The 20,651-nt window shown below is 63.1% G+C and carries 17 protein-coding genes; 14 read left to right on the forward strand and 3 right to left on the reverse strand.

The features are described 5' to 3' along the window. Positions 1 to 61: 61 nt before the first annotated feature. The 8 genes from AC1D05_RS23635 to AC1D05_RS23670 all read left to right on the forward strand — a co-directional run bounded on the left by AC1D05_RS23635 (position 62) and on the right by AC1D05_RS23670 (position 10,475). A complete protein-coding gene (locus AC1D05_RS23635) occupies positions 62 to 919 on the forward strand; it encodes a LysR substrate-binding domain-containing protein (protein WP_477444154.1) in 858 nt (285 codons plus the stop codon). A gap of 95 nt (positions 920 to 1,014) precedes the next feature. Beyond that, the gene (locus AC1D05_RS23640) at positions 1,015 to 1,404 is read left to right on the forward strand and encodes a c-type cytochrome (RefSeq protein ID WP_477444155.1); all 390 of its coding nucleotides are present in this window, start codon (positions 1,015 to 1,017) and stop codon (positions 1,402 to 1,404) included. Between the two features lie 308 nt (positions 1,405 to 1,712). Beyond that, positions 1,713 to 2,801, forward strand: a complete 1,089-nt coding sequence (locus AC1D05_RS23645; protein WP_477444156.1) for a hypothetical protein — start codon at positions 1,713 to 1,715, stop codon at positions 2,799 to 2,801. 40 nt (positions 2,802 to 2,841) lie between these two features. Beyond that, complete coding sequence (locus AC1D05_RS23650; protein ID WP_477444157.1) at positions 2,842 to 3,987, forward strand: hypothetical protein; 1,146 nt, start codon at positions 2,842 to 2,844, stop codon at positions 3,985 to 3,987. Positions 3,988 to 4,011: 24 nt separating this feature from the next. Then, positions 4,012 to 5,922: an AAA family ATPase gene (locus AC1D05_RS23655; protein WP_477444158.1), complete on the forward strand. Its 1,911-nt coding sequence runs from the start codon at positions 4,012 to 4,014 to the stop codon at positions 5,920 to 5,922. Then, on the forward strand, positions 5,915 to 7,252 hold the full coding sequence (locus AC1D05_RS23660; RefSeq protein ID WP_477444159.1) for a DUF6638 family protein: 1,338 nt from the start codon (positions 5,915 to 5,917) through the stop codon (positions 7,250 to 7,252). The genes AC1D05_RS23655 and AC1D05_RS23660 overlap by 8 nt, the downstream gene beginning before the upstream one ends. Before the next feature lie 104 nt (positions 7,253 to 7,356). After that, positions 7,357 to 8,481 carry a DUF2333 family protein gene (locus AC1D05_RS23665; protein ID WP_477444160.1) on the forward strand — a complete coding sequence of 375 codons (1,125 nt, stop codon included), beginning with the start codon at positions 7,357 to 7,359 and terminating at the stop codon, positions 8,479 to 8,481. A 314-nt stretch (positions 8,482 to 8,795) separates the two neighbouring features. Beyond that, positions 8,796 to 10,475: a formate--tetrahydrofolate ligase gene (locus AC1D05_RS23670; protein ID WP_477444161.1), complete on the forward strand. Its 1,680-nt coding sequence runs from the start codon at positions 8,796 to 8,798 to the stop codon at positions 10,473 to 10,475. Positions 10,476 to 10,540: 65 nt separating this feature from the next. On the opposite strand, the gene AC1D05_RS23675 is transcribed toward AC1D05_RS23670, so the two are convergent. Beyond that, positions 10,541 to 11,185, reverse strand: a complete 645-nt coding sequence (locus AC1D05_RS23675) for a cysteine hydrolase family protein (protein ID WP_477444162.1) — start codon at positions 11,183 to 11,185, stop codon at positions 10,541 to 10,543. Positions 11,186 to 11,311: 126 nt separating this feature from the next. Here AC1D05_RS23675 and AC1D05_RS23680 point away from each other — a divergent pair, with 126 nt between their 5' ends. After that, entirely contained in the window at positions 11,312 to 12,298 is a 987-nt protein-coding gene (locus AC1D05_RS23680) for a GlxA family transcriptional regulator (RefSeq protein ID WP_477444163.1), read from the forward strand. Positions 12,299 to 12,315: 17 nt separating this feature from the next. Here the strand turns inward: AC1D05_RS23680 and AC1D05_RS23685 are convergent, their stop codons facing one another. Then, positions 12,316 to 12,873 (reverse strand): sugar O-acetyltransferase, encoded by a 558-nt coding sequence (locus AC1D05_RS23685; protein ID WP_477444164.1) that lies wholly within the window; start codon positions 12,871 to 12,873, stop codon positions 12,316 to 12,318. A 139-nt stretch (positions 12,874 to 13,012) separates the two neighbouring features. On the opposite strand from AC1D05_RS23685, the gene AC1D05_RS23690 reads away from it, so the two are divergent. The 4 genes from AC1D05_RS23690 to AC1D05_RS23705 all read left to right on the forward strand — a co-directional run bounded on the left by AC1D05_RS23690 (position 13,013) and on the right by AC1D05_RS23705 (position 17,365). Further along, positions 13,013 to 13,474, forward strand: coding sequence for a DUF4126 domain-containing protein (locus tag AC1D05_RS23690; RefSeq protein WP_477444165.1), 462 nt, complete (start codon positions 13,013 to 13,015; stop codon positions 13,472 to 13,474). Continuing rightward, on the forward strand, positions 13,471 to 14,847 hold the full coding sequence (locus AC1D05_RS23695) for an FAD-containing oxidoreductase (protein ID WP_477444166.1): 1,377 nt from the start codon (positions 13,471 to 13,473) through the stop codon (positions 14,845 to 14,847). Before AC1D05_RS23690 ends, AC1D05_RS23695 begins: the two co-directional genes overlap by 4 nt. Positions 14,848 to 14,958: 111 nt before the next feature. Next, positions 14,959 to 16,134 (forward strand): MFS transporter, encoded by a 1,176-nt coding sequence (locus AC1D05_RS23700; RefSeq protein ID WP_477444167.1) that lies wholly within the window; start codon positions 14,959 to 14,961, stop codon positions 16,132 to 16,134. Positions 16,135 to 16,309: 175 nt separating this feature from the next. After that, positions 16,310 to 17,365 carry a peptidase M14 gene (locus AC1D05_RS23705; RefSeq protein ID WP_477444168.1) on the forward strand — a complete coding sequence of 352 codons (1,056 nt, stop codon included), beginning with the start codon at positions 16,310 to 16,312 and terminating at the stop codon, positions 17,363 to 17,365. 1 nt (position 17,366) lies between these two features. Here AC1D05_RS23705 and AC1D05_RS23710 read toward each other — a convergent pair whose 3' ends face one another. Further along, positions 17,367 to 18,137, reverse strand: coding sequence for an isocitrate lyase/PEP mutase family protein (locus AC1D05_RS23710; RefSeq protein WP_477444169.1), 771 nt, complete (start codon positions 18,135 to 18,137; stop codon positions 17,367 to 17,369). A 320-nt stretch (positions 18,138 to 18,457) separates the two neighbouring features. Between AC1D05_RS23710 and AC1D05_RS23715 the strand changes: the two genes are divergently transcribed. Continuing rightward, positions 18,458 to 20,647, forward strand: a complete 2,190-nt coding sequence (locus AC1D05_RS23715) for an anthranilate synthase (RefSeq protein ID WP_477444170.1) — start codon at positions 18,458 to 18,460, stop codon at positions 20,645 to 20,647. Positions 20,648 to 20,651: the final 4 nt, after the last annotated feature.

The raw sequence follows: 20,651 nt of genomic DNA on the forward strand, positions 1-20,651 counted from the left end.
AGGATAGCTTTCAAACAAGCGAATAGATTTGGACCTAGCTATTCGATATGCTGATAGCACCATGGCTGCTCCACTTGACCTCAATTTGCTGAAAACCTTCGTCGCCGTCGTCGAGAGCGGCAGCTTGTCCAATGCGGCACCCCGGGTCGGCCGCAGCCAGTCGGCGGTCAGCATGCAGATGCAGCGGCTGGAGGAGATGGTCGGCAACCAGCTTCTGGTGCGAGGACCGAGAACCGTTACCCCCAACGCCATCGGCGAGGATTTTCTCATCTATGCACGCCGGCTGTTGAAGCTGTCGGATGAGGCCTGGGCGAGCGTCACCCGCCCGAAGGAGACGGGCAGCGTGCGCCTTGGCGTACCGGACGACTATGCGGCCTTCCTGCTGCCGCCGGTCCTGTCGCGCTTCGCCCAGGATCATCCGCTGGTGACGGTGGAATTGATCTGCGAACAATCGACCGCGCTGGTGAAAACCCTGGCGGAAGGGCGGCTCGATCTGGCGATCGTCACCCGTTTGCCGGAGCAGGCGCTCGAGGTGATCCGGCTGGAACGTTTCGTCTGGGTCGCCTCGCCAAACCATGTCGCGTGGCAGACCGATCCCTTGCCCGTCGCGCTGTTCGAGCCCGGCTGCGCCGCCAGGATGAACGTCCTGCAGGCACTTGGCGAAGCCGACCGGTCCTACCGCTGCACCTATTCCAGCGCCTCGCTGCTTGGCCTGATCGCGGTCGTGCAGGCTGGGCTCGCGGTCGCAGGTCTCGCTCAGCGCAGCGTGCCGCCATCGCTGCGCATCATCGGCGGCAATGAAGGGCTTCCCGTGCTGCCGGATCTCGAAATCGGCATTTTGCGCAACCCGGTGTCGACGACACCGGCCGTCGATCGGCTGCATGACTTCCTGCGCCGCGACCTCGCGCAGCAGGCCTGAGATCATCGTCCAGGCCTTGCCAATCCGCCACGATGCAGCGTTTGTTAAGGGCTCGGTCCTATAAGGCCGTCAGCCAGAGCTCTCCGGGGTCAGCCATGCTTCGAGCCGTTTCCTCAGCCGCCCTTCTTCTCCTTGCCACCTCCATTGCCGCACATGCCGGCGGCGACCCCGCGCAGGGCAAGCACGTCTTCAACCGCTGCATCGCCTGCCATGAAGCAGCCAGCGACCGCGACAAGGTCGGCCCGCATCTGCAGGGTGTCGTCGGCCGCACCGCCGGTACGGCCGAGAGCTTCCTTGGCCATTATTCAGAGGCAATGAAGGCTGCGGGCGCGGCCGGTCTCGTCTGGGACGAGGCAAATCTTGCCGAATATCTCAGGGCTCCCAAGCTCAAGGTTCCCGGCAACAAAATGGCTTTTGGCGGCCTGACCAATGACGACGATATCGCCAATGTCATCGCTTATCTGAAGGCCGATCCGAAGCCCTGAGTGAGCGCCAGTGCGCCGCATGACGGCGCTGGCTTTGCCTGCAACGGGTTCAATTTCCTGCCGAATTCAGCATCTCCGCGTCGACGGGAACCGGTTGCTTTGCCGGCATGAAAGTTCAATGACAGTTGAACTAAACCAAGCCGGCTGGCTAATCACGCCATGACCCCACCTTCATTGTCTTTCAAGGCCTTGGCGGATTCTTTTGTTTTCACGCCGCCTCTATCTTCACGTCTTTCAATCCCCGGATGCCCCACATATATTCGCCGCTGTTCGCAACCAGCGATCGGAAGCCGAAGCGGGAGGCCCCTATGGCGACATTGCAGAATTTCGATGCCGAAATTGCCAAGACCAAGCAGGTCGTCCAGGACATGCGCACCAAGATCGAGCAGTCCGGCACCGTGCTCGACACGCTTGCCACCGCGGACAAGAAGATCGGCGACGCCAATTTCGACATCGAGAACGCCCGCATCGAGGATGTGCTGAAGCAGCAGAAGGTGATGGAAGGCAACATCGCCGACCTGATCATCGGCCTTGAGGACGCCACCAATGTCTTCGGCGCCGAGTTCGAGAGCATGAAGAACTATTCCGGCTGGGAAAATTTCGTCGGCATCTTTTCGGCGCAGCGCAAGCAGCGCATGCGCACCGACCGCGTCCGCAACATGTCGCTGGCCGGCAATCTGCAGGAACTGCTGGCCAAGTCCGACACCATCGTCGGCATCCTCAAGGCGCAGAAAGAGGTTCTCGACCAGCGCTACAAGACCTCCGAGGCCAGCCTGTCGCAGGTCATCGAGCGCCGCAAGACCACCATGTCCAACCTTGAAGCCGTGCAGAAGCGCATCGAGGAACTCAACCCGATGTTGCTCGACATCGAGAACAAGATCGCCGCCTCGACGAACCAGAAGGACCGCACACAGCTCGAAGGCGAACGCTCCCAGCTCGCCACCGAATACAACGAGAAGCAGGCCAAGGAACAGGAACTGCTGGCCGAAAGCCAGACGCTGGAGCGCTACACCTCGATGTTCCAGACCTTCGTCGATTCGCTGAACAACCAGATCGCCGCGCAGTCGACGCTGATCAACAAGCTGACCATCGATACCGAGCAGCGCATCGTGCTCTACAAAGCGCTGGAAGATTCGCTGAAGACCGCAGCCCAGCAGGACGTCGCCCACAAGATCAACACGCTGGGCAGCCAGGTCGACAACACGGCGGAAGAAACCATGGCCGGCATTGGTGCGGCTTCGCAAAAGCACATCGGCGACCTGCTCGAGATGCACGAGAAGAACATGGTCGCCAGCGCCGATATCCAGCGCCGCAAGAAGCTGGCCGACGATGCCTTCGCCCGCCGCTTCGACGAGGTGCTGAAGAAGCACAATTCGGCCAACTACGTGCAGTCATAATTGCCGCGCGCACCGGTGCGACAATCCCAGGGCTGACAGCATGACCCCCGAAAACGACGCGGCGGCGCGGTATTTCTCGGCAATCACGGCCGCGCTCAGCGGCCTTGAAGTGTTCATGCGCGACGACCGCTCGCCGCTCTACCGGCACGGCATCGTCGCCAAGATCGTTGCCGAGTACATCGCCCGGCTCGACAAGTCCTTCTCCTGCTGGCGCAACCGGCTGGGCTTCATGGACACGTTCCGCATTTCGCGCGCCGAAAGCGGCTTCCCGGTGTTCCAGAACCTGCTCGAACTGGAAAACGACCGCCGCCAGGCCGACGCGCGACTTGCCAACATCCCGCTGGCCGGCGAGTTGCGCGAGGAGATGGCCGACTTCATCCTGCGCCACAAGGAATTCCCCGAGGCGCTGCAGAAGTCGATGGCCGAGCGGCTCTATCTCGAGGACGTCAAGAGCGAGCAGACTTTCGGGCCGTTCACGCTGGCGCAGACAGCCAAGGTCTCGGTCAATCCGAAGACGGCGCGGCCCTATTATCTCGTCCATTGGGCGACCTTCGACGGCAGTGCCAACCTGCCCCTGGTCTACATGGTGACGGTGGAGGATTCCTCGGAAAGCATGATCCGCCAGCTCGTCGACAGCAACGGCAAGCTCAACGACAAGGTCGACATCCCGCTGCCGGTCGACGGTCTGCTCAATCCCGAGCTTGCCCACCGCTTCGACGATTTCACCGAGAAGAACTCCGCCTACACGCTGTCGCCGGCGACCATCGCCGTCAACCTCGACAAGGATTTCGAACCGCTGCATCCCAAGCAGCTGCGCCGCGTCGTGCTCGGCCCTTTCTATTCGGCCGGCATTACCGACAACAATTCGACTGTGACCGAGGTGCTGGCCAAGGTGCGCAAGCCGGAAAACGCCTGGCTGCTGACCTGGACCATCCAGGAGGTCTATTCCAAGGGCGAAAAGCCCGGCCGCAAGGGACTGTTTTCCAGCGAAAAGACGACGCAGGAATTCTTCATCAACACCGATGATCTGGAAGCCGCGCGCCAGGGCGTGTCGAGCTACGAGAACCACGCGCTGATCCCGCACGAGGCCTATCAGGCGCTCTACGCCGCCGGCGAGGCACAGAAGATCTTTGCCGGCTACAAGGTCCACATCCTGTCCAACGGGCAGGTCATTTCAGACGTCTGACCGTAACACCACGGAGCACACTTCATGGACACCGGCCTGACCACCATCCCGGAAGCAGCGATCGAGAAGCACCGCGCCACCGCGCAGAGTTTTATCACCCGCATCGTCGTGCTGGAGGATCCCTCACGCGAATCGGGCACGGCCTTGGCCGGCACCAACCGCCGCTTCGTCTCCACCGTCTCGGTCGGCTCGGTGCGCCGCACCCGCGAGGTCGAGTTGACGAAGACCGTCGGCGCCGTCCATCCCGACGACCAGTTGCTCACCATACCGCAGCATACGCTTTTGTTCCGCGCCCGGCGCGGCACGGCGATTGCACTCGCCGTATCGGATGTCTTTGCCGAAGGCTCCGACCTCGAAAGCCTGCAGGCGAAAAACACCCGCGCCCCGCTCGAAGGCGACGAAGCCTCCGCCTTCAAGAAACTCCTGTCGGCCTCGGCCTACATTTCGGCTTTCAGCCTCGCTTCCTATCTGTTCCAGCTGATCGACAGCGATGGCGAGGCGCCCAACGACATCCCCGAGCCGGACTTTCTCTTCGACACGCCGCAGGACGCGGTGAAGTCGATCCTCGCCGGCCTCGACAAGGCAATAGCGGGCTCGAAGGACGATGCCGACTTAGGCACGCGGGCACGCGCTTTCGCCCGCGTCGCCATCGACGGGCTGTTGGCCAGAAAAGGCCGCTTCGACGGCATCGGCCCGTTCGAGAACGCCCATATCCGCATCGATGCCGACGATTTCACCCTCGATGGCTTCGACGTCGCGCCGGGCAAGCGCTCCAAGCCGCTGGTGATGACCTTCAAGAAGCCGGAAGAGGTCGTCGGCAACCACATCGCCAAATACCAGTCGGTCAAGCTCGCCAAGATGCTGATGGCGTATGATTTCGAGCGCGAGCTGAACCCCTTCGTCGAACTCGGCGGCTTCCTGTTCACCTTCATCGGCGACGGCGCGCCCGGCACCGGCAAGACGACGCTGATCCAGATGATCGCCGGCCTCGTCAACGGCTATTGCCAGGTCGCCGGCTATCCCTTCGCCTATGAGAATTTCGGCGTCGACCAGATCTCGTCCTATCAGGGCAAGTCGGGCCAGAACTGCCGCCAGTTCATCAACAATGTGCTCAATCCCCGCGTCATCGGCTTCGGCACCATCGACGACATCGACCAGGTGGCCGCTAGACGTTCCGACGACCGCGCCTCGGCCGGCCAGCAGGAGATCACCGGCGTCTTGATGGATGCCTTCGCCGGCGCATCAACCGTGGTGCGCGGCAACTGCTCGTTCGGCATGTTCTCCAACTATCCCGAAAATGTCGACGACGCGCTGCGCCAGCGTGCCGGCGCTCGCTGGCTGGTCGACGGACCGCAGACCCGCGACGACTATATCGACATCTTCGTGCTGCTGGCCGGCAAGAACCACGAGATCCCTCTGGGCAAGCACGAACTCTACGCCGCGCAGGAGATCCAGAGCGCCGTGACCGAGGCCTATGAGGAGCATGAGAAGCCGCAAGAGGACGGGCTGATGAAGGTCTACGAGCGCTACATGAAGGAGAATGGCGCGCCCAAGACCATGGCCGATATCGGCACCTATCTGCACCTGATCAAGGATGCCGAACCCCGCTTCACCGGCCGCGCCATCAAGAACGTCACCGACGCCATCAAGATGCGGGCCATGGACATCGAGCTTCCCGACGACTGGTTCGAGAAACCCGAAGCCTTCATGCACAAGGGCTATGACGAGAAGAAAGCCATGATCGAGGAACTGCGCGGGCCGTTTTCGATGGACATGGTCATGCAGGAGATCAACCGCTACGCCGACTCGGAGTTCCGCTATTCCGACAAATCCGACGATGCCGCGGTGGAGAAGCTTCTGCGCGACGCACGGCTGCGGGAACGGGCGGCGCGCGAGATGGAGGAGATGAAGAAGAAGGGCAATTGGAATGCGTAGACCTTCGTCGACGGTGGAAGACGCGCCGCACGCAGCCAAGAAACCCGACCTTCTGCGCGACAACGAACTCATCTATGGCCGGCTGCTGACCGTCGACGAGCCGCATCTGATCGATCGCTACAACAAGGCGCTGGCCGCGTTCGGCAAGAAGCCCACCAAGCTGAAAAGTTTCCAGATAGACCGCACCGGTTTCTCGCCCGAGATCGCCGACGAATGCGGCGACCCGGACTACCTCGACCCTGACGAGGTCAACCGCCGCTTCATCATCCTGACGCCGTCGCAGATCGACCTGCCGGTGGTGCACACCGCCTTTTCCAACACCTCGCTGCTGATGTTCGAGTTCATGTCCAAGAACCAGCGCGCCATCGACGCGCTGACCATCAAGGACGTCATCTACGGCGAGATCGAGGATTCCGTTCCCAAGGTCAACGACATCGAGGACCTGCTGTCGATCAACCAGGTCGAGTTCAAGGTGCTGTCGGCGGAGGATGTGCTGGGCAAGGCCGCCGAACTCGGCAAACTTGTCGACCGGCTGAAGCAGGAACCCGACGCCTGGCGCGACAATGCCATGCTGACCCGCATGGTGGAGCTGGCGAAAATCTGCGGCGATATCCGCGAAAATGCGCTGGTGCCCGACCAGGTGATCTTCCGTCACAACGCCTACTGGACCAGCCATTTCGGCGGGCTCTACGTGTTCGTCGACCCCGACATGACGACGGTGATCAGCGATCCGTCGGCCCCTGGCTTCCGCCGCTCGCGGCCATGGCAGGTCAGCTACCTCTCGATCAACGACGCAGACAAGGTGTTCAAGTTCCTGGCCTCCACCGGCCGCATCGAATTGCCGCGTGCCTCCTGGGTCGAAGCCTCGGGTTATCTCGAACACCGGGCCGAGATGGTGGTGCGCGCGCTGATCCGTGACGCCGAGCCGGACCGCAATCTGACCGATGTCGACAAGGTCTGGCTGCAGACCTGGATCCAGAGCCATGCCGACCTGATCACCAAGGACGGCAATTTCCCCTTCCTCAACGCCGCCAAGCGCGAGATCGCCCAGCTCGGCCACCTCAAGATCGACGATGTTTTCCCGCAGCAGCGCTTCCTGGTGATCCGCGCCAAGCCGGACCATCCCGACGCCTGGCTGACCAACCGGCTGATCTCGGATTTCGTGCCGTCGGACTTCGTCTCGCGCTACATCTTCAACAAGGACGGCTTCTACAAGGATTATGACGGCTTCAGCGACGCCTGGCGATCGCATGTTGTGGACGTTCTGAAAACCACATATTTGAAGGACAAGGTGGCGTTTCGCACACGCCTCTACGGCCTGACTGACTAGAACGAAATGAACCGTCATTTCGTTCTAACTTATTGTTTGGCGCATGATTTTATCCAGAAAGTCTGCAACTTTTTGGCATCATGCTTTGAGGGGATGACACAGCCATGCTCGATCCGATCGTGAACTTCTTCACCCGGATTTTCCAAGGGATCGGCCGCGGCATCGGCCTTTTGATCGGCGTCATCCTGTGGCCGTTCCTATGGGCCGGCCGCTGGTACACGCAGCGCGGCTGGATCCTCAAGGCCGTGGTCGGACTGGCTCTGCTGGTGCTGATCGGCCTCTACGCCAACTTCTTCTATGCCACCCAGTGGTGGAACAATTTCAACCCGAACTATCCCGACACCTACACGTTCGAGAAGCGCAATATCTCCGCCGGCGAGCAGGTGGCCGCCGGTGCGGGCACCGATACGGCCAAGACTTGCGGCAACTCGGGCATCGCCCAGGTGGCAGCAGACCTGACCGATTTCAACGTCAACCAGAATGCCTGGGTCTCGTCGATGATCCTCTACAAGGTCGGCCTGTTCGGCATCGACTGGGACGATACACCATGGATGGACAACAAGGCCTCGTTCCAGCGCGGCATCAACCAAGCGGTGCGGCGCACGGCGACCGAGCTTGCCGACAATCTCGGCCGCGTGCGCACGACTTCGCAAATCGACGCTGACCTGCAGGATGCGCGCGGCAATCTGCAGTTCGACGAATACACCTGGTATTTCGGCGTCAGCCCGTTCGGTCCGAAGACGCCGACGCCGAGCTATTATCGTGACGCGGTGCGCAAGCTGCGCTCGTTCAACGCACGGCTGGCCACCTGCCAGGCCACTTTCGATGCCCGCGCCGACAATCTGAAGCAGTATATCGACCGTATCGCGTCGGACATCGGCTCGACCTCGGCCATCCTCAAGGAGCGTGCCGAAAACCACAACAATGGCTGGTTCGACACCCGCGCCGACGACCGCTACTGGTTCGCCTACGGCCAGCTCTATGCCTATTACGGCCTGATGAAGGGTGCCCAGGCCGATTTCGAGGACGTCATCAAGGAAAAGCACCTGCAGAGCCTGTGGGATACGATGGACGCGCAATTCGTCTCGGCGCTGCGCATTCAGCCCTTCATCATCGCCAATGGCCGCGAGGATGGCTGGCTGCTGCCGACGCATCTGACGACGATGGGCTTCTACATCCTGCGCGTGCGCTCCAACATGGTCGAAATCAGCAACGTGCTGACGCAGTAACCCTTTGGGCTTCGGCCCAGGCGATGGCGGATTTGCGTCGTCGCCTCTGTCGCATTCCGTGCATTGTGCGGCTGTTTTGAGACGGCGGAAGCGCCCTTGCTCTGGCTTCTATACGGCGCGGCAAGCGGAGCCAGAAAGAACCGAGGACAGGTCGGCCGGCCGCAAAAGAATTTTCTCTATAGGAAACATAGTTGCATGGAAGTTGACGCCACGGCAGCGACAGGGTTAGAACATGCCCGCGCGCCCGGTTCCAACCTGCTTGCGAGTGAGATCAACCCCGTCCCCTCCACCGTCCAATCCAGAGGAAAGCCGTCATGGCCGAAGTGAAGTCCGACATCGAGATCGCGCGCGCCGCCAAGAAAAAGCAGATCCAGGAGATCGGCCAGAAGATCGGCATTCCAACCGAACATCTGCTGCCCTACGGCCACGACAAGGCCAAGATCTCCGCCGAATTCATCAAATCGGTGAAAGGCAACAAGGACGGCAAGCTGATCCTGGTCACCGCCATCAACCCGACCCCGGCCGGCGAAGGCAAGACCACCACCACCGTCGGCCTCGGCGACGGCCTCAACCGCATCGGCAAGAAGGCGATCGTCTGCATCCGCGAAGCCTCGCTCGGTCCGAATTTCGGCGTCAAGGGCGGTGCCGCCGGCGGCGGCTATGCACAGGTCGTGCCGATGGAGGACATGAACCTCCACTTCACCGGCGACTTCCACGCGATCACCACCGCGCACAATCTGCTTTCGGCGCTGATCGACAACCACATCTACTGGGGCAATGAGCTCGGCATCGACACCCGCCGCGTTGTCTGGCGCCGCGTCATGGACATGAACGACCGGGCGCTGCGCGAGATGATCTGTTCGCTCGGCGGCGTCGCCAACGGCTTTCCGCGTGAGGGCGGCTTCGACATTACCGTCGCTTCCGAAGTCATGGCGATCCTGTGCCTGTCGACCGACCTCAAGGATCTGGAAAAGCGCCTCGGCGACATCATCGTTGCCTACCGCCGCGACAAGTCGCCGGTCTACGCCCGCGACCTCAAGGCCGACGGCGCCATGGCCGTGCTCTTGAAGGACGCCATGCAGCCCAATCTGGTGCAGACGCTGGAGAACAACCCGGCCTTTGTCCATGGCGGCCCGTTCGCCAACATCGCCCATGGCTGTAACTCGGTCGTCGCCACCACGACGGCGCTGAAGCTCGCCGACTATGTCGTCACCGAAGCCGGCTTCGGCGCCGACCTCGGTGCTGAAAAGTTCTTCGACATCAAGTGCCGCAAGGCAGGCCTCAAGCCGGCGGCCGCCGTCATCGTCGCCACCGTGCGCGCCATGAAGATGAATGGCGGCGTCAAGAAGGAAGATCTCGGCAAGGAAAACATCGAGGCGGTGAAAAAGGGTTGCGCCAATCTCGGCCGCCACATCGAAAACATCCGCCAGTTCGGCGTGCCGGCGGTGGTTGCCATCAACCACTTCTATTCCGACACCGACGCCGAAATCCAGGCGATGAAGGACTATGTCGCCTCGATGGGCGAAGAGGCGATCCTGTGCAAGCATTGGGCCAAGGGCTCGGCCGGCATCGAGGAGCTTGCCAACAAGGTGGTGGCGCTAGCCGAATCCGGCGCCTCGCAGTTCGCGCCGCTTTATCCCGACGCGATGCCGCTGTTCGAGAAGATCAACACCATCGTCCAGCGCATCTATCGCGGCTCGGAAGCGATCGCCGACAAGTCGGTGCGCGACCAGTTGCACGCCTGGGAGCAGGCCGGCTACGGCCACCTGCCGGTGTGCATGGCCAAGACGCAGTATTCTTTCTCGACCGATCCGAACCTGCGCGGCGCGCCAACCGGCCACACCGTGCCGGTGCGCGAGGTCAGGCTTTCGGCGGGTGCGGGCTTCGTCGTCATCATCTGCGGCGAGGTCATGACCATGCCCGGCCTGCCCAAGGCACCGTCCTCGGAGAAGATCTTCCTCAACGAAATGGGCCAGATCGAAGGCCTGTTCTAAAATCCTTCAATTCCAAACAGAAAGGGCGCCGTAGCGATGCGGCGCCCTTTCTGTTTCCAGGGATATTACGCAGCGCTGCGCGCCAGCGCCCGCTGGTTGGAGGCGTAGATCGTGTCGCGCTCCGGCAAGGCGCCGGTCTTCAGGCACTCGACCCATTCGGCGGTCTTGAGCACGGCCGCAAAGCGTGACTGCAGGATGATCGTCACCACGCGGTGGATCTCCTCGGCCGAGGCATAGCCGGCGCTGTTGGCATAAGGCACCGAGCCGGTCGCATCCGACAGGAACTCGACGGCAAAGCCCATATGCACGGCATGGATGATGGTCGACAGGTCACAATTGTGCGTCATGTAGCCGACCACCGTAAGCGTATCGATGGAATTGGCGCGCAGCCACGCCTCGAGATCGGTGCCGGTGAAGGCCGAGGGCAGCATCTTCTCGACATAGTGGTCGCGATTGCGCCTGGCGATCTCCGGATGCAACTCGCCGCCGTGACTGCCCTTGGCGAAGATCGGCGACGTCTCGGGCGCCATCTGCTTGACCACCACGACCTTGATGCCGGCGGCCGCCGCGGCGTCCATGGCCCGTGCCACATTGACGACGCTGTCGCGGAACGGCGGATGCTGGATGGCCAGATTGCCGCCATCATAGTCGTTCTGGACATCGACGACGATCAACGCGCGGCGCGGTGGGGTGTTGGCTGGGTCAGACATGGTGTTTCCTTTCCGGCTTGAATGCGATGGGCCGAAGATAGGCCGGTCGGTGAGCAGCCAAAAGTGGCCCGATTGACATCATTCGAAAGAATTGGGACAATCCGTATTCGCCTGCAGGAAGCTCCCATGACTGATCAGATCATCGCTGTTCTCGCCTTCGACGGCATCAGCCCATTTCATCTCTCCGTGCCATGCCTGGTGTTTGGGGAGGACAGGACGAAGCTCGGCCTGCCGCGCTTCGAGTTCCGCATCTGTGCGCTTAAGGCCGGCCCCGTCCATACCGAAGCCGGGCTAACGGTTGCGGCGCCGCATGGGCTCGAAGGGCTCGACGGCGCCGACATCGTCATTGTCCCAAGCTGGCATCATCTCGACGAGCCGCCGTCGCCGCTGCTGGTGGCGGCGCTGCGCCAGGCGCACCGGCGCGGCGCGTTGATCGTCGGCCTGTGTCTCGGGACCTTTGCCGTCGCCGCTGCCGGGCTGCTTTCGGGACGCCGTGCCGCGACGCACTGGGCCTATTCCGAGCGGCTGCAGAAACTTCATCCCGACATCGCTGTGGATGCCACGGTGCTCTATGTCGATAATGGCGATGTCGTGACCTCGGCCGGCGTCGCCGCCGGGCTGGACTGCTGTCTCCACATCGTGCGCGCCCGCTATGGCGCGGAAGCAGCACTGCGGCTTGCCCGCCAGATTGTGCTGTCCCCGCATCGGCAGGGCGGGCAGGCACAGTTCATCGAGCATCCGGTGGCAAGAAGCGCCAACGCCGACCGCTTCACCCAGGCCCTCGACGCCGTGCGCGCGACACTCGGCGAGACGCACAGCCTCGACAGCGTCGCCGAGGCCGCCGGCCTGACAAGGCGCACCTTCACCCGCCGCTTCCAGAAATCGATCGGCACCAGTTTTGGCGATTGGCTGACCAGCCAGCGCATCGAACTGGCGCAACTGCTGCTGGAAGCGACGGAGAAATCGATGGATATCGTCGCCTTCGAAGCCGGCTTCGGCAGCGCCACCTCGCTGCGCCAGCACTTTGCCGCAAGGCTCAGGACATCGCCTGTGCAGTATCGGCGCGAATTCTCCAGGCGGGCCGACCGGGAAGAGCGGATGGCGCACGCTTGATCGCTTGCGCCCGGAATTCAGTCGCGCTTGACCGGACGTGCCGGATTGCCAACCACCGTGGTGTTCGCAAGCACATCGCGCGTCACCACGGCACCGGCGCCGACGATGGCGCCCTCGCCGATGCTGATGCCGCCAAGGATGATGGCGCTGCCGCCGATCCAGGCATTGGCGCCGATCTCGACCGGCCTGGCGATCTCCAGTCCCGCCTGCCGCCCTGCAGCTTCCTTGTGGTGCTCGGCGCAGTAGATCTGCACATTGGGGCCGAGCAGCGTTCCCTTGCCGATGCGCACGCTCGCCGTGTCGAGAATGGTGCAGCCGGCATTGAGGAAAACGCCGTCGCCAAGAACGATGTTGAAGCCATAAGCGCAGTGGAACGGCGCTTCGATGCGGGCGCCTTCGCCCACGCTGCCAAGCAGTGCCTTGAGGCCCGGTCCGAGATTGCCGCGCTGCCTCGGCGGCAATGAGTTGTGCTCGAACACCGCGTCGCGCGCGGTGACACGCAACGCCTCCAACTCGTCATCGAGGCAAGTGTACCATTCGCCGGCCGCCATCTTCGCGCGCTCGCTTCCAGCCATGCGGGGTCTCCAATTGACGTCATTGCAAAGCATAGTTGCGGCCAGCAGAAAAGCGCCAATCCAAGTACTGGTCAAATATCGGACCTATGGTAGCCTGCCGCCTCAAGGCCGTCCTGGCCGGGTGATCGAGGGGATCAACATGCTCTATCTTCTTGCACTTCTGATCGGCGTCATTGCCGGTCTGCGCGCCATGACGGCGCCGGCCGCGGTCGCCTGGGGCGCCTGGCTCGGCTGGCTGCCGGTTGCCGGCACCTGGGCGAGCTTCATGAGCCATTGGGCTGCTGTCGGCATCTTCACCATCCTCGCCATCGTCGAGCTCGTCACCGACCAGCTGCCGTCGACGCCAAGCCGTAAAGTGCCGCAGCAATTCGGCGCCCGCATCATCTTGGGCGCCTTCAGCGGTGCGGTGATCGGCGCCACCGGTGGTGCCACCATCGGCGGCCTGATCGCTGGCGCCACCGGCGCGGTCATCGGCACGTATGGCGGTGCCGAGGCGCGCGGTCGGCTGGCGGCCGCCTTCGGCAAGGATCCGCCCGCCGCCTTCATCGAGGACGCGGTGGCGATCATCGGCGGCCTGCTGATCGTGGCGGCGGTGGCATGACGGCAAAAAGCTTCGACGCCATCATCATCGGCGCCGGCCAGGCCGGCACACCGCTCGCCGGCAGGCTGAACGCAGCCGGCATGAGCGTGGCGCTGATCGAGCGCAAGCTGGTCGGCGGCACCTGCGTCAACACCGGCTGCATCCCGACCAAGACGATGGTGGCGAGCGCCTATGCCGCGCATCTGGCGCGGCGCGCCGCCGACTATGGCGTAACGCTCAGTGGCCCCGTCAGCGTCGATTATAAGGCGATCAAGGCGCGCAAGGACAAAGTGTCGGGCGCCTCCCGCACCGGGCTGGAAAGCTGGATCGCCGGCATGGACAAATGCACGCTTTACCGCGGCCATGCGCGCTTCGAATCCGCCAACACGGTGCGCGTCGGCGACGAGCTTCTGACCGCCGAAAAAATCTTCCTGAACACCGGCGGCCGCGCCTCGGTGCCGGACCTGCCCGGCATCCACGACATCGACTATCTGACCAATTCCTCGATGATGGATCTCGATGTCCTGCCGCGCCATCTCGTCGTCGTCGGCGGCAGCTATATCTCGCTCGAATTCGCGCAGATGTTTCGTCGTTTCGGCTCGGACGTCACCGTCATCGAGAAGAGCCCACGCCTGACCGGCCGTGAGGACGAGGACGTCTCGGCCACTATCCTGTCCATTCTCGAAAACGAAGGCATAGCGGTCCATGTCGGTGCCGACGACATCGGCTTCGCCAAACAAGGTAACGATATCGCCGTGACCTTCTCGTCCGGCAAGCCGCCGACCGTCGGTTCTCATGTGCTGCTGGCGCTCGGCCGAACACTCAACACCGACGATCTCGGCCTCGACAGAGCCGGCGTCGCCGTCGACAAGCGTGGTGCCGTTATCGTCGACGACCAGTTGCGCAGCAGTGTGCCAGGTATCTGGGCGATGGGCGACTGCAACGGCAAGGGCGCCTTCACCCACACCTCCTACAATGACTACGAGATCGTCGCCGCCAACCTGCTCGACAATGATCCGCGCAAAGTCAGCGACCGCATCGAGGCCTACGCGCTTTACATCGACCCGCCGCTCGGCCGCTGCGGCATGACCGAGGCGGCGGTGAAGAAATCCGGACGCCGCGCGCTGGTCGGCCAGCGACCGATGACCCGCGTCGGACGCGCCGTCGAAAAGGGCGAAACGCAAGGCTTCATGAAGATCCTCGTCGATGCCGACACCAGGGAGATCCTCGGCTGTTCGGTGCTTGGCCCCGGTGGCGACGAGGCGGTGCATTGCGTGCTCGATTTGATGTACGCCAAGGCCCCGGTCGACACGCTGGCGCGCGCGGTGCACATCCATCCCACCGTCTCGGAACTGCTGCCCACGATTGCGCAGGAGTTGAAGCCGCTGGTCTGAGACCTTTCGAGCTCTGGACTTTCTGCATCGGTGCATTGCAGCAATGTGCATTGCGCATAGCTCAACTCCTCGCGCAATCTCTGGATTGAACCGATTCAGTCTGGACGCCCCATGCCTTTGCCGATCCTTGCGCTTGCCATTGCGTCCTTCTGCATCGGCACCACCGAATTCGTCATCATGGGCCTGCTGCCCGAGGTCGCCGCCGACCTCGGCGTATCGATCCCGTCGGCCGGGCTGCTGGTCACCGGCTATGCGCTCGGCGTCGTCTTCGGCGCTCCGATCGTCGCCATGGCCACCGCGCATTTGCCGCGCAAGCCTGTGCTGGTCGGGCTGACCGCTTCGTTCGTCGTCGGCAATCTGTTCTGCGCCGTCGCGCCAGACTATTGGACGCTGATGGCGGCGCGCGTCTTCACCGCCTTTGGCCACGGCGCTTTTTTCGGCATCGGCTCGGTCGTCGCCGCCAGTCTGGTGCCGCGCAACAAGCGCGCCAGCGCCATGGCGCTGATGTTTGCCGGCCTGACGCTTTCCAACATTCTGGGCGTTCCTGCCGGCACAGCCCTTGGCGAAGCCTTCGGCTGGCGCGCCACCTTCATCGCCGTGGTCGGCATCGGTCTGATCTCGGTCGCGGCAATAGCCTGGCTGGTGCCGTCAGATGTCGCCGAGCCGAGCGGCGGCGGCCTGCGCGGCGAGTTGCGGGTGCTGGGCAAGCTGCAGGTCTGGCTGGCGATGCTGATCGCGTCGCTGGCATCGGCCAGCCTGTTTGCCGTCTTCACCTACATAAAGCCCTACCTCACCGACGTGTCCGGCCTGTCCACTTCAGCGGTCACCTGGGTGCTGTTGCTGTTCGGCGCCGGCATGACCATCGGCAACATCATCGGCGGCCGGCTGGCAGACTGGAAGCTGATGCCGACCGTCATCGGCACGCTGCTGTTGATGGCGGTGCTGTTCGTTGGCTTCATGCAGTTCGGCGCCATTGCCAGCGTCGCCATCGGCATCGTCTTCCTCTGGGGACTGCTGATCTTCGTCGTCGTGCCGCCGCTGCAGATCCGCGTCGTCGAGGCGGCCTCCGATGGCCCGAACCTTGCCGCCACGCTGAACCAGGGCGCCTTCAATGTCGGCAATGCCAGCGGCGCCTGGATCGGCGGCGTGGCCCTGTCCTCCGGCGTTTCCTATGCCCACCTGCCTTTGGTTGGCGCGGTGCTCGCTTTGCTGGCGGTCACCGTCGCGGTGCTGTCGCAAGCGCTGGACCGGCGGGCACCTGTCCCGCTTCAGGCTGCCGCGGAGTAACTGCCTGTCGCCCAAAAGCATGTCCACGGGCTTGATCGAGGGTGCGCAGCGGTTTTGGGACAACGACATGCAGCAAGGCAAAAGACCACCCTTGCGCCCATAGCGCGACCGGCTGGACCAATCGACATCAGTACTTTCAAATGGGCATGTCTTCTTGCTCTTGATGGAGGAAGTCATGCAGAAATCGATCGAACGCATCGCCGGTGACAGCGACGGCGTTTCCTACGAATTCCCGGTATTCCGCTTCGCCGGCGCCGACAAGGCGGCACCCTCAGCCTATCTGCAGGCGGCCCTCCACGCCGGCGAGTTGCCAGGCGTCGTCGCCATCGACGCGTTGATGCCGGCGCTGAACAAGGCCGCGGCCGAGGGCCGCATCAAGGGCAACATCACCATCGTGCCCTGGGCCAACCCGATCGGCCGCGCGCAATATCATTTCGGCGAACACCAGGGCCGCTTTCACCTGGGCACCCGCACCAATTTCAACCGCGCCTTTCCGCTGCTTGCCGCACCCGACGCCAAGCTCTTGCCCGACACCACTTTCGGTGGCGCCGATCAGCGCCTGAAGTCCCGCCTGGTACAGCTCTCGCTCGGCCACGACATCGTGCTCGACCTGCACTGCGACGACGAAGGTCTCGCCTATCTCTACATCCACACCAGCCTGTGGCCGGCGATGGCCGATTGCGCCGCCGCCATGGGCATCGATGCGGTGGTGCTGTGGAGCGAAGACAGCGACGGCACCTTCGAGGGCGCCTCGATCATGCCCTACCAGAACGTTCCCGCCGATGTGGCGAAGTTCGACCGCCGCGTCGCCACCACGGTCGAATATCGCGGTATCCTCGATGTCGATGGCGCGCTGGCTAGCGCTGATGCCGAAGGCCTCTACCGGCTGCTGGTGGCGCGCGGCGTGATCACCGACAGCGCGCTCCCCGCACCCGGTCCGTTCAAGGGCATCGTCGCCCCATTGGAAAACATCGACATGATGCCGTCGCCCCGGGCCGGCGCTGTCCTCTATGACGTGAAGCCCGGCGACCGCGTCGCCAGGGGCGATCGTCTCGCCACCATCGTCCACGCGCCAGGCGAGACTGATGGCCGCGCGGAAGTGTTCGCGCCGCAGGACGGCATCATCCTGACCCGCCGCTCGCGCCGCATCATCCGCGCCGGCGAGGATCTGCTGAAGCTCGTCGGCGACAGGAAGAGCGCCGATGCAAGATCAGGGACGCTGGAGGACTGAACTAACCCGAGATTGCCAGCCGCGCCTTGGCCTCCAGCCATTCCGCCATCTGCCGGTACGGCACAGGGCCGTGGCTGATGCGGGCGACGCCGAGTTCGGCCAGCCGCTGGCGCGGCGGCACATGCGCCAGCGCGATGATGTTGACCGGCAGGCTCGTCGACTTGCAGAGCGTCTCGATAAGACCCTCGTCACCAAGACCCGGCGCGAAAAAGCCGTTCGCTCCAGCCTTTTCGTAGGCCTGCGCCCGCTCGATGGCCTGGTCGAGCAACTCGTCGTCATGCGCATCCGGCTTCGCCTTGAGGAAAATGTCGGTGCGGGCGTTGATAAACGCCGGGATGCCGGAAGCCTTCACGGCAGCGGCGGCGGCTTCGATACGTGTCACCTGGACGTCAATGTCGTGCAGGCCGCTGCCACCGACAATCTGGTCTTCGAAATTGAATCCGATGGCGCCGGCACGCAACGCCAGCGTTACCGTACGGGCAACGAATTCCGGATCGACCCCGTAGCCGCCCTCGAGGTCCATGGTCACCGGCAGGTCGACCGCTGCCACGATGCGCTTGATGTTGTCGAGCGCCAGCTCCAGCGGAATCTTCTCGCCATCGGCATAGCCAAAGGCGGCCGCCACCGGCCAGCTTCCCGTGGCGATCGCCTTGGCGCCCGCCTTCTCGACGATCCTGGCCGAACCCGGATCCCAGGCATTGTAGAGAACGACCGGGTTACCCTTGACGTGGAGGGAATGGAAGGTCCGCGCGCGCTCGGCCTGGTCGGTCATTGGTGTTTTCCCGTCTTCGTGTTGTTGGATATCCAGCCTAGTCGGGACTGCCGCCTGTGACGATGTGCCATGAGCCCGGGAAGCGGCGGCCAACGGACAGACTTTTCAAACCTGTTGCGCATCCGGTCTTTCGCCGCTATGGATTTCGCCATGAACATGCGTTCGACCAAGACCATTTGGTGGTGGGCCTGCTGACAGCGGCCTGTTCGAACGCGCGTGCGTGAAAAGAGAGGGTGGCCGCAACGGAAAGTCCGGGCGGCCATTTGTTTTTTCCAAGCCAGTCCCGGGTCCGTTGCCCCAACAAGCTGATGGAGACGGCAATGACGATGCAGGTTCTGGACAACGGTGCTGAACGTTTCGTGACCGGGGGTGGCATCACCATCACCCGCGAGCGCCACGACCGGCCCTATGCAGGCGCGATCGACGCTTACGTCGACGGCCTGAATTCGCGCCGTGGCGCCGTGTTTTCCTCGAATTACGAATATCCCGGCCGCTACACGCGCTGGGACACCGCCATCATCGATCCGCCGGTGGTCATCTCCGCACGTGGCCGCGCCATGCGCATCGAGGCGCTGAACGGTCGTGGCGAGGCACTGTTGCCGGTAATCGGCAAGACGCTGGGCGGCCTTGCCGACATCACCATCGCAGAGACGACGAAGACGCTGATCCGCCTCGACGTCGCCAAGCCCGGAAGGGTCTTCACCGAGGAGGAACGCAGCCGCGTGCCTTCGGTGTTTACCGTGCTGCGCGCCATCACGGCCCTGTTCAAGACCGCGGAAGACGCCAATCTCGGCCTTTACGGCGCCTTCGGCTACGACCTTGCCTTCCAGTTCGACCCGGTCGACTACAAGCTTGAGCGCAAGCCGAGCCAGCGCGACCTTGTCCTGTTCCTGCCCGACGAGATCCTCGTCGTCGATCATTATTCGGCCAAGGCCTGGACCGACCGCTACGACTATTCAGGCGAGGGTTTTTCGACCGAAGGCCTGCCGCGCGACGAAATCGCCGAGCCGTTCAAGACCGCCGACCGCATCCCGCCGCGCGGTGACCACGAGCCCGGCGAATATGCCAATCTGGTGCGCAAGGCGATGGATAGTTTCAAGCGCGGCGACCTGTTCGAGGTCGTGCCCGGCCAGATGTTCTACGAGCGCTGCGAGACACAGCCCTCCGAGATTTCGCGCAAGCTGAAGTCGATCAACCCCTCACCCTATTCCTTCTTCATCAATCTCGGCGAAGGCGAATATCTGATCGGCGCCTCGCCGGAAATGTTCGTGCGCGTCAACGGCCGCCGCGTCGAGACGTGCCCGATTTCGGGCACCATCAAGCGCGGCGACGATGCGATTTCGGATAGCGAGCAGATTCTGAAACTGCTCAATTCCAAGAAGGACGAATCCGAGCTGACCATGTGCTCGGACGTCGACCGCAACGACAAGTCCAGGGTTTGCGAGCCAGGCTCGGTGCGCGTCATCGGCCGGCGCCAGATCGAGATGTATTCGCGCCTGATCCATACCGTGGACCACATCGAAGGCCGGCTGCGCGAAGGCATGGATGCCTTCGATGCCTTCCTGTCGCACGCCTGGGCGGTCACCGTCACCGGCGCGCCGAAACTGTGGGCCATGCGCTTCATCGAGCAGAACGAGAAGAGCCCGCGCGCCTGGTATGGCGGCGCGATTGGCATGGTCAACTTCAACGGCGACATGAACACCGGCCTCACCTTGCGCACCATCCGCATCAAGGACGGCATTGCCGAAGTGCGCGCCGGCGCCACATTGCTGTTCGACAGCATTCCCGAGGAAGAAGAAGCTGAAACCGAACTGAAGGCATCCGCCATGCTCTCCGCCATCCGCGACGCCAAGATGGGCAATTCCGCCAGCACCGAGCGCACCACCGCGCGTGTCGGCGACGGCGTCAACATCCTGCTCGTCGATCACGAGGACTCCTTCGTCCACACGCTGGCCAACTATTTCCGCCAGACCGGCGCCAATGTCTCGACCGTGCGCACGCCGGTGCCGGAGGAAGTCTTCGAGCGGCTGAAGCCCGACCTCGTCGTGCTGTCACCCGGACCGGGCACGCCTAAGGATTTCGATTGCGCCGCCACCATCAAGAAGGCGCGCGCCCGCGACCTGCCGATCTTCGGCGTCTGTCTTGGCCTGCAGGCGCTGGCCGAGGCCTATGGCGGGGAGTTGCGCCAGCTGCATATTCCCATGCATGGCAAGCCCTCGCGCATCCGCGTCTCGAAGCCCGGCATCATCTTCTCCGGTCTGCCCAAGGAAGTCACCGTCGGCCGCTACCACTCGATCTTTGCCGATCCGGTGCGGCTGCCCGATGATTTCATCGTCACGGCCGAGACGGAGGACGGCGTCATCATGGCCTTCGAGCACCGCAAGGAGCCGATCGCCGCGGTGCAGTTCCATCCGGAATCGATCATGACACTCGGCCACAATGCCGGCATGCGCATCATCGAGAACATCGTCGCCCACTTGCCGCGTAAAGCCAAGGAAAAGGCAGCCTGACCTC

It is taken from the genome of Mesorhizobium sp. P2_E9 (assembly GCF_056403815.1).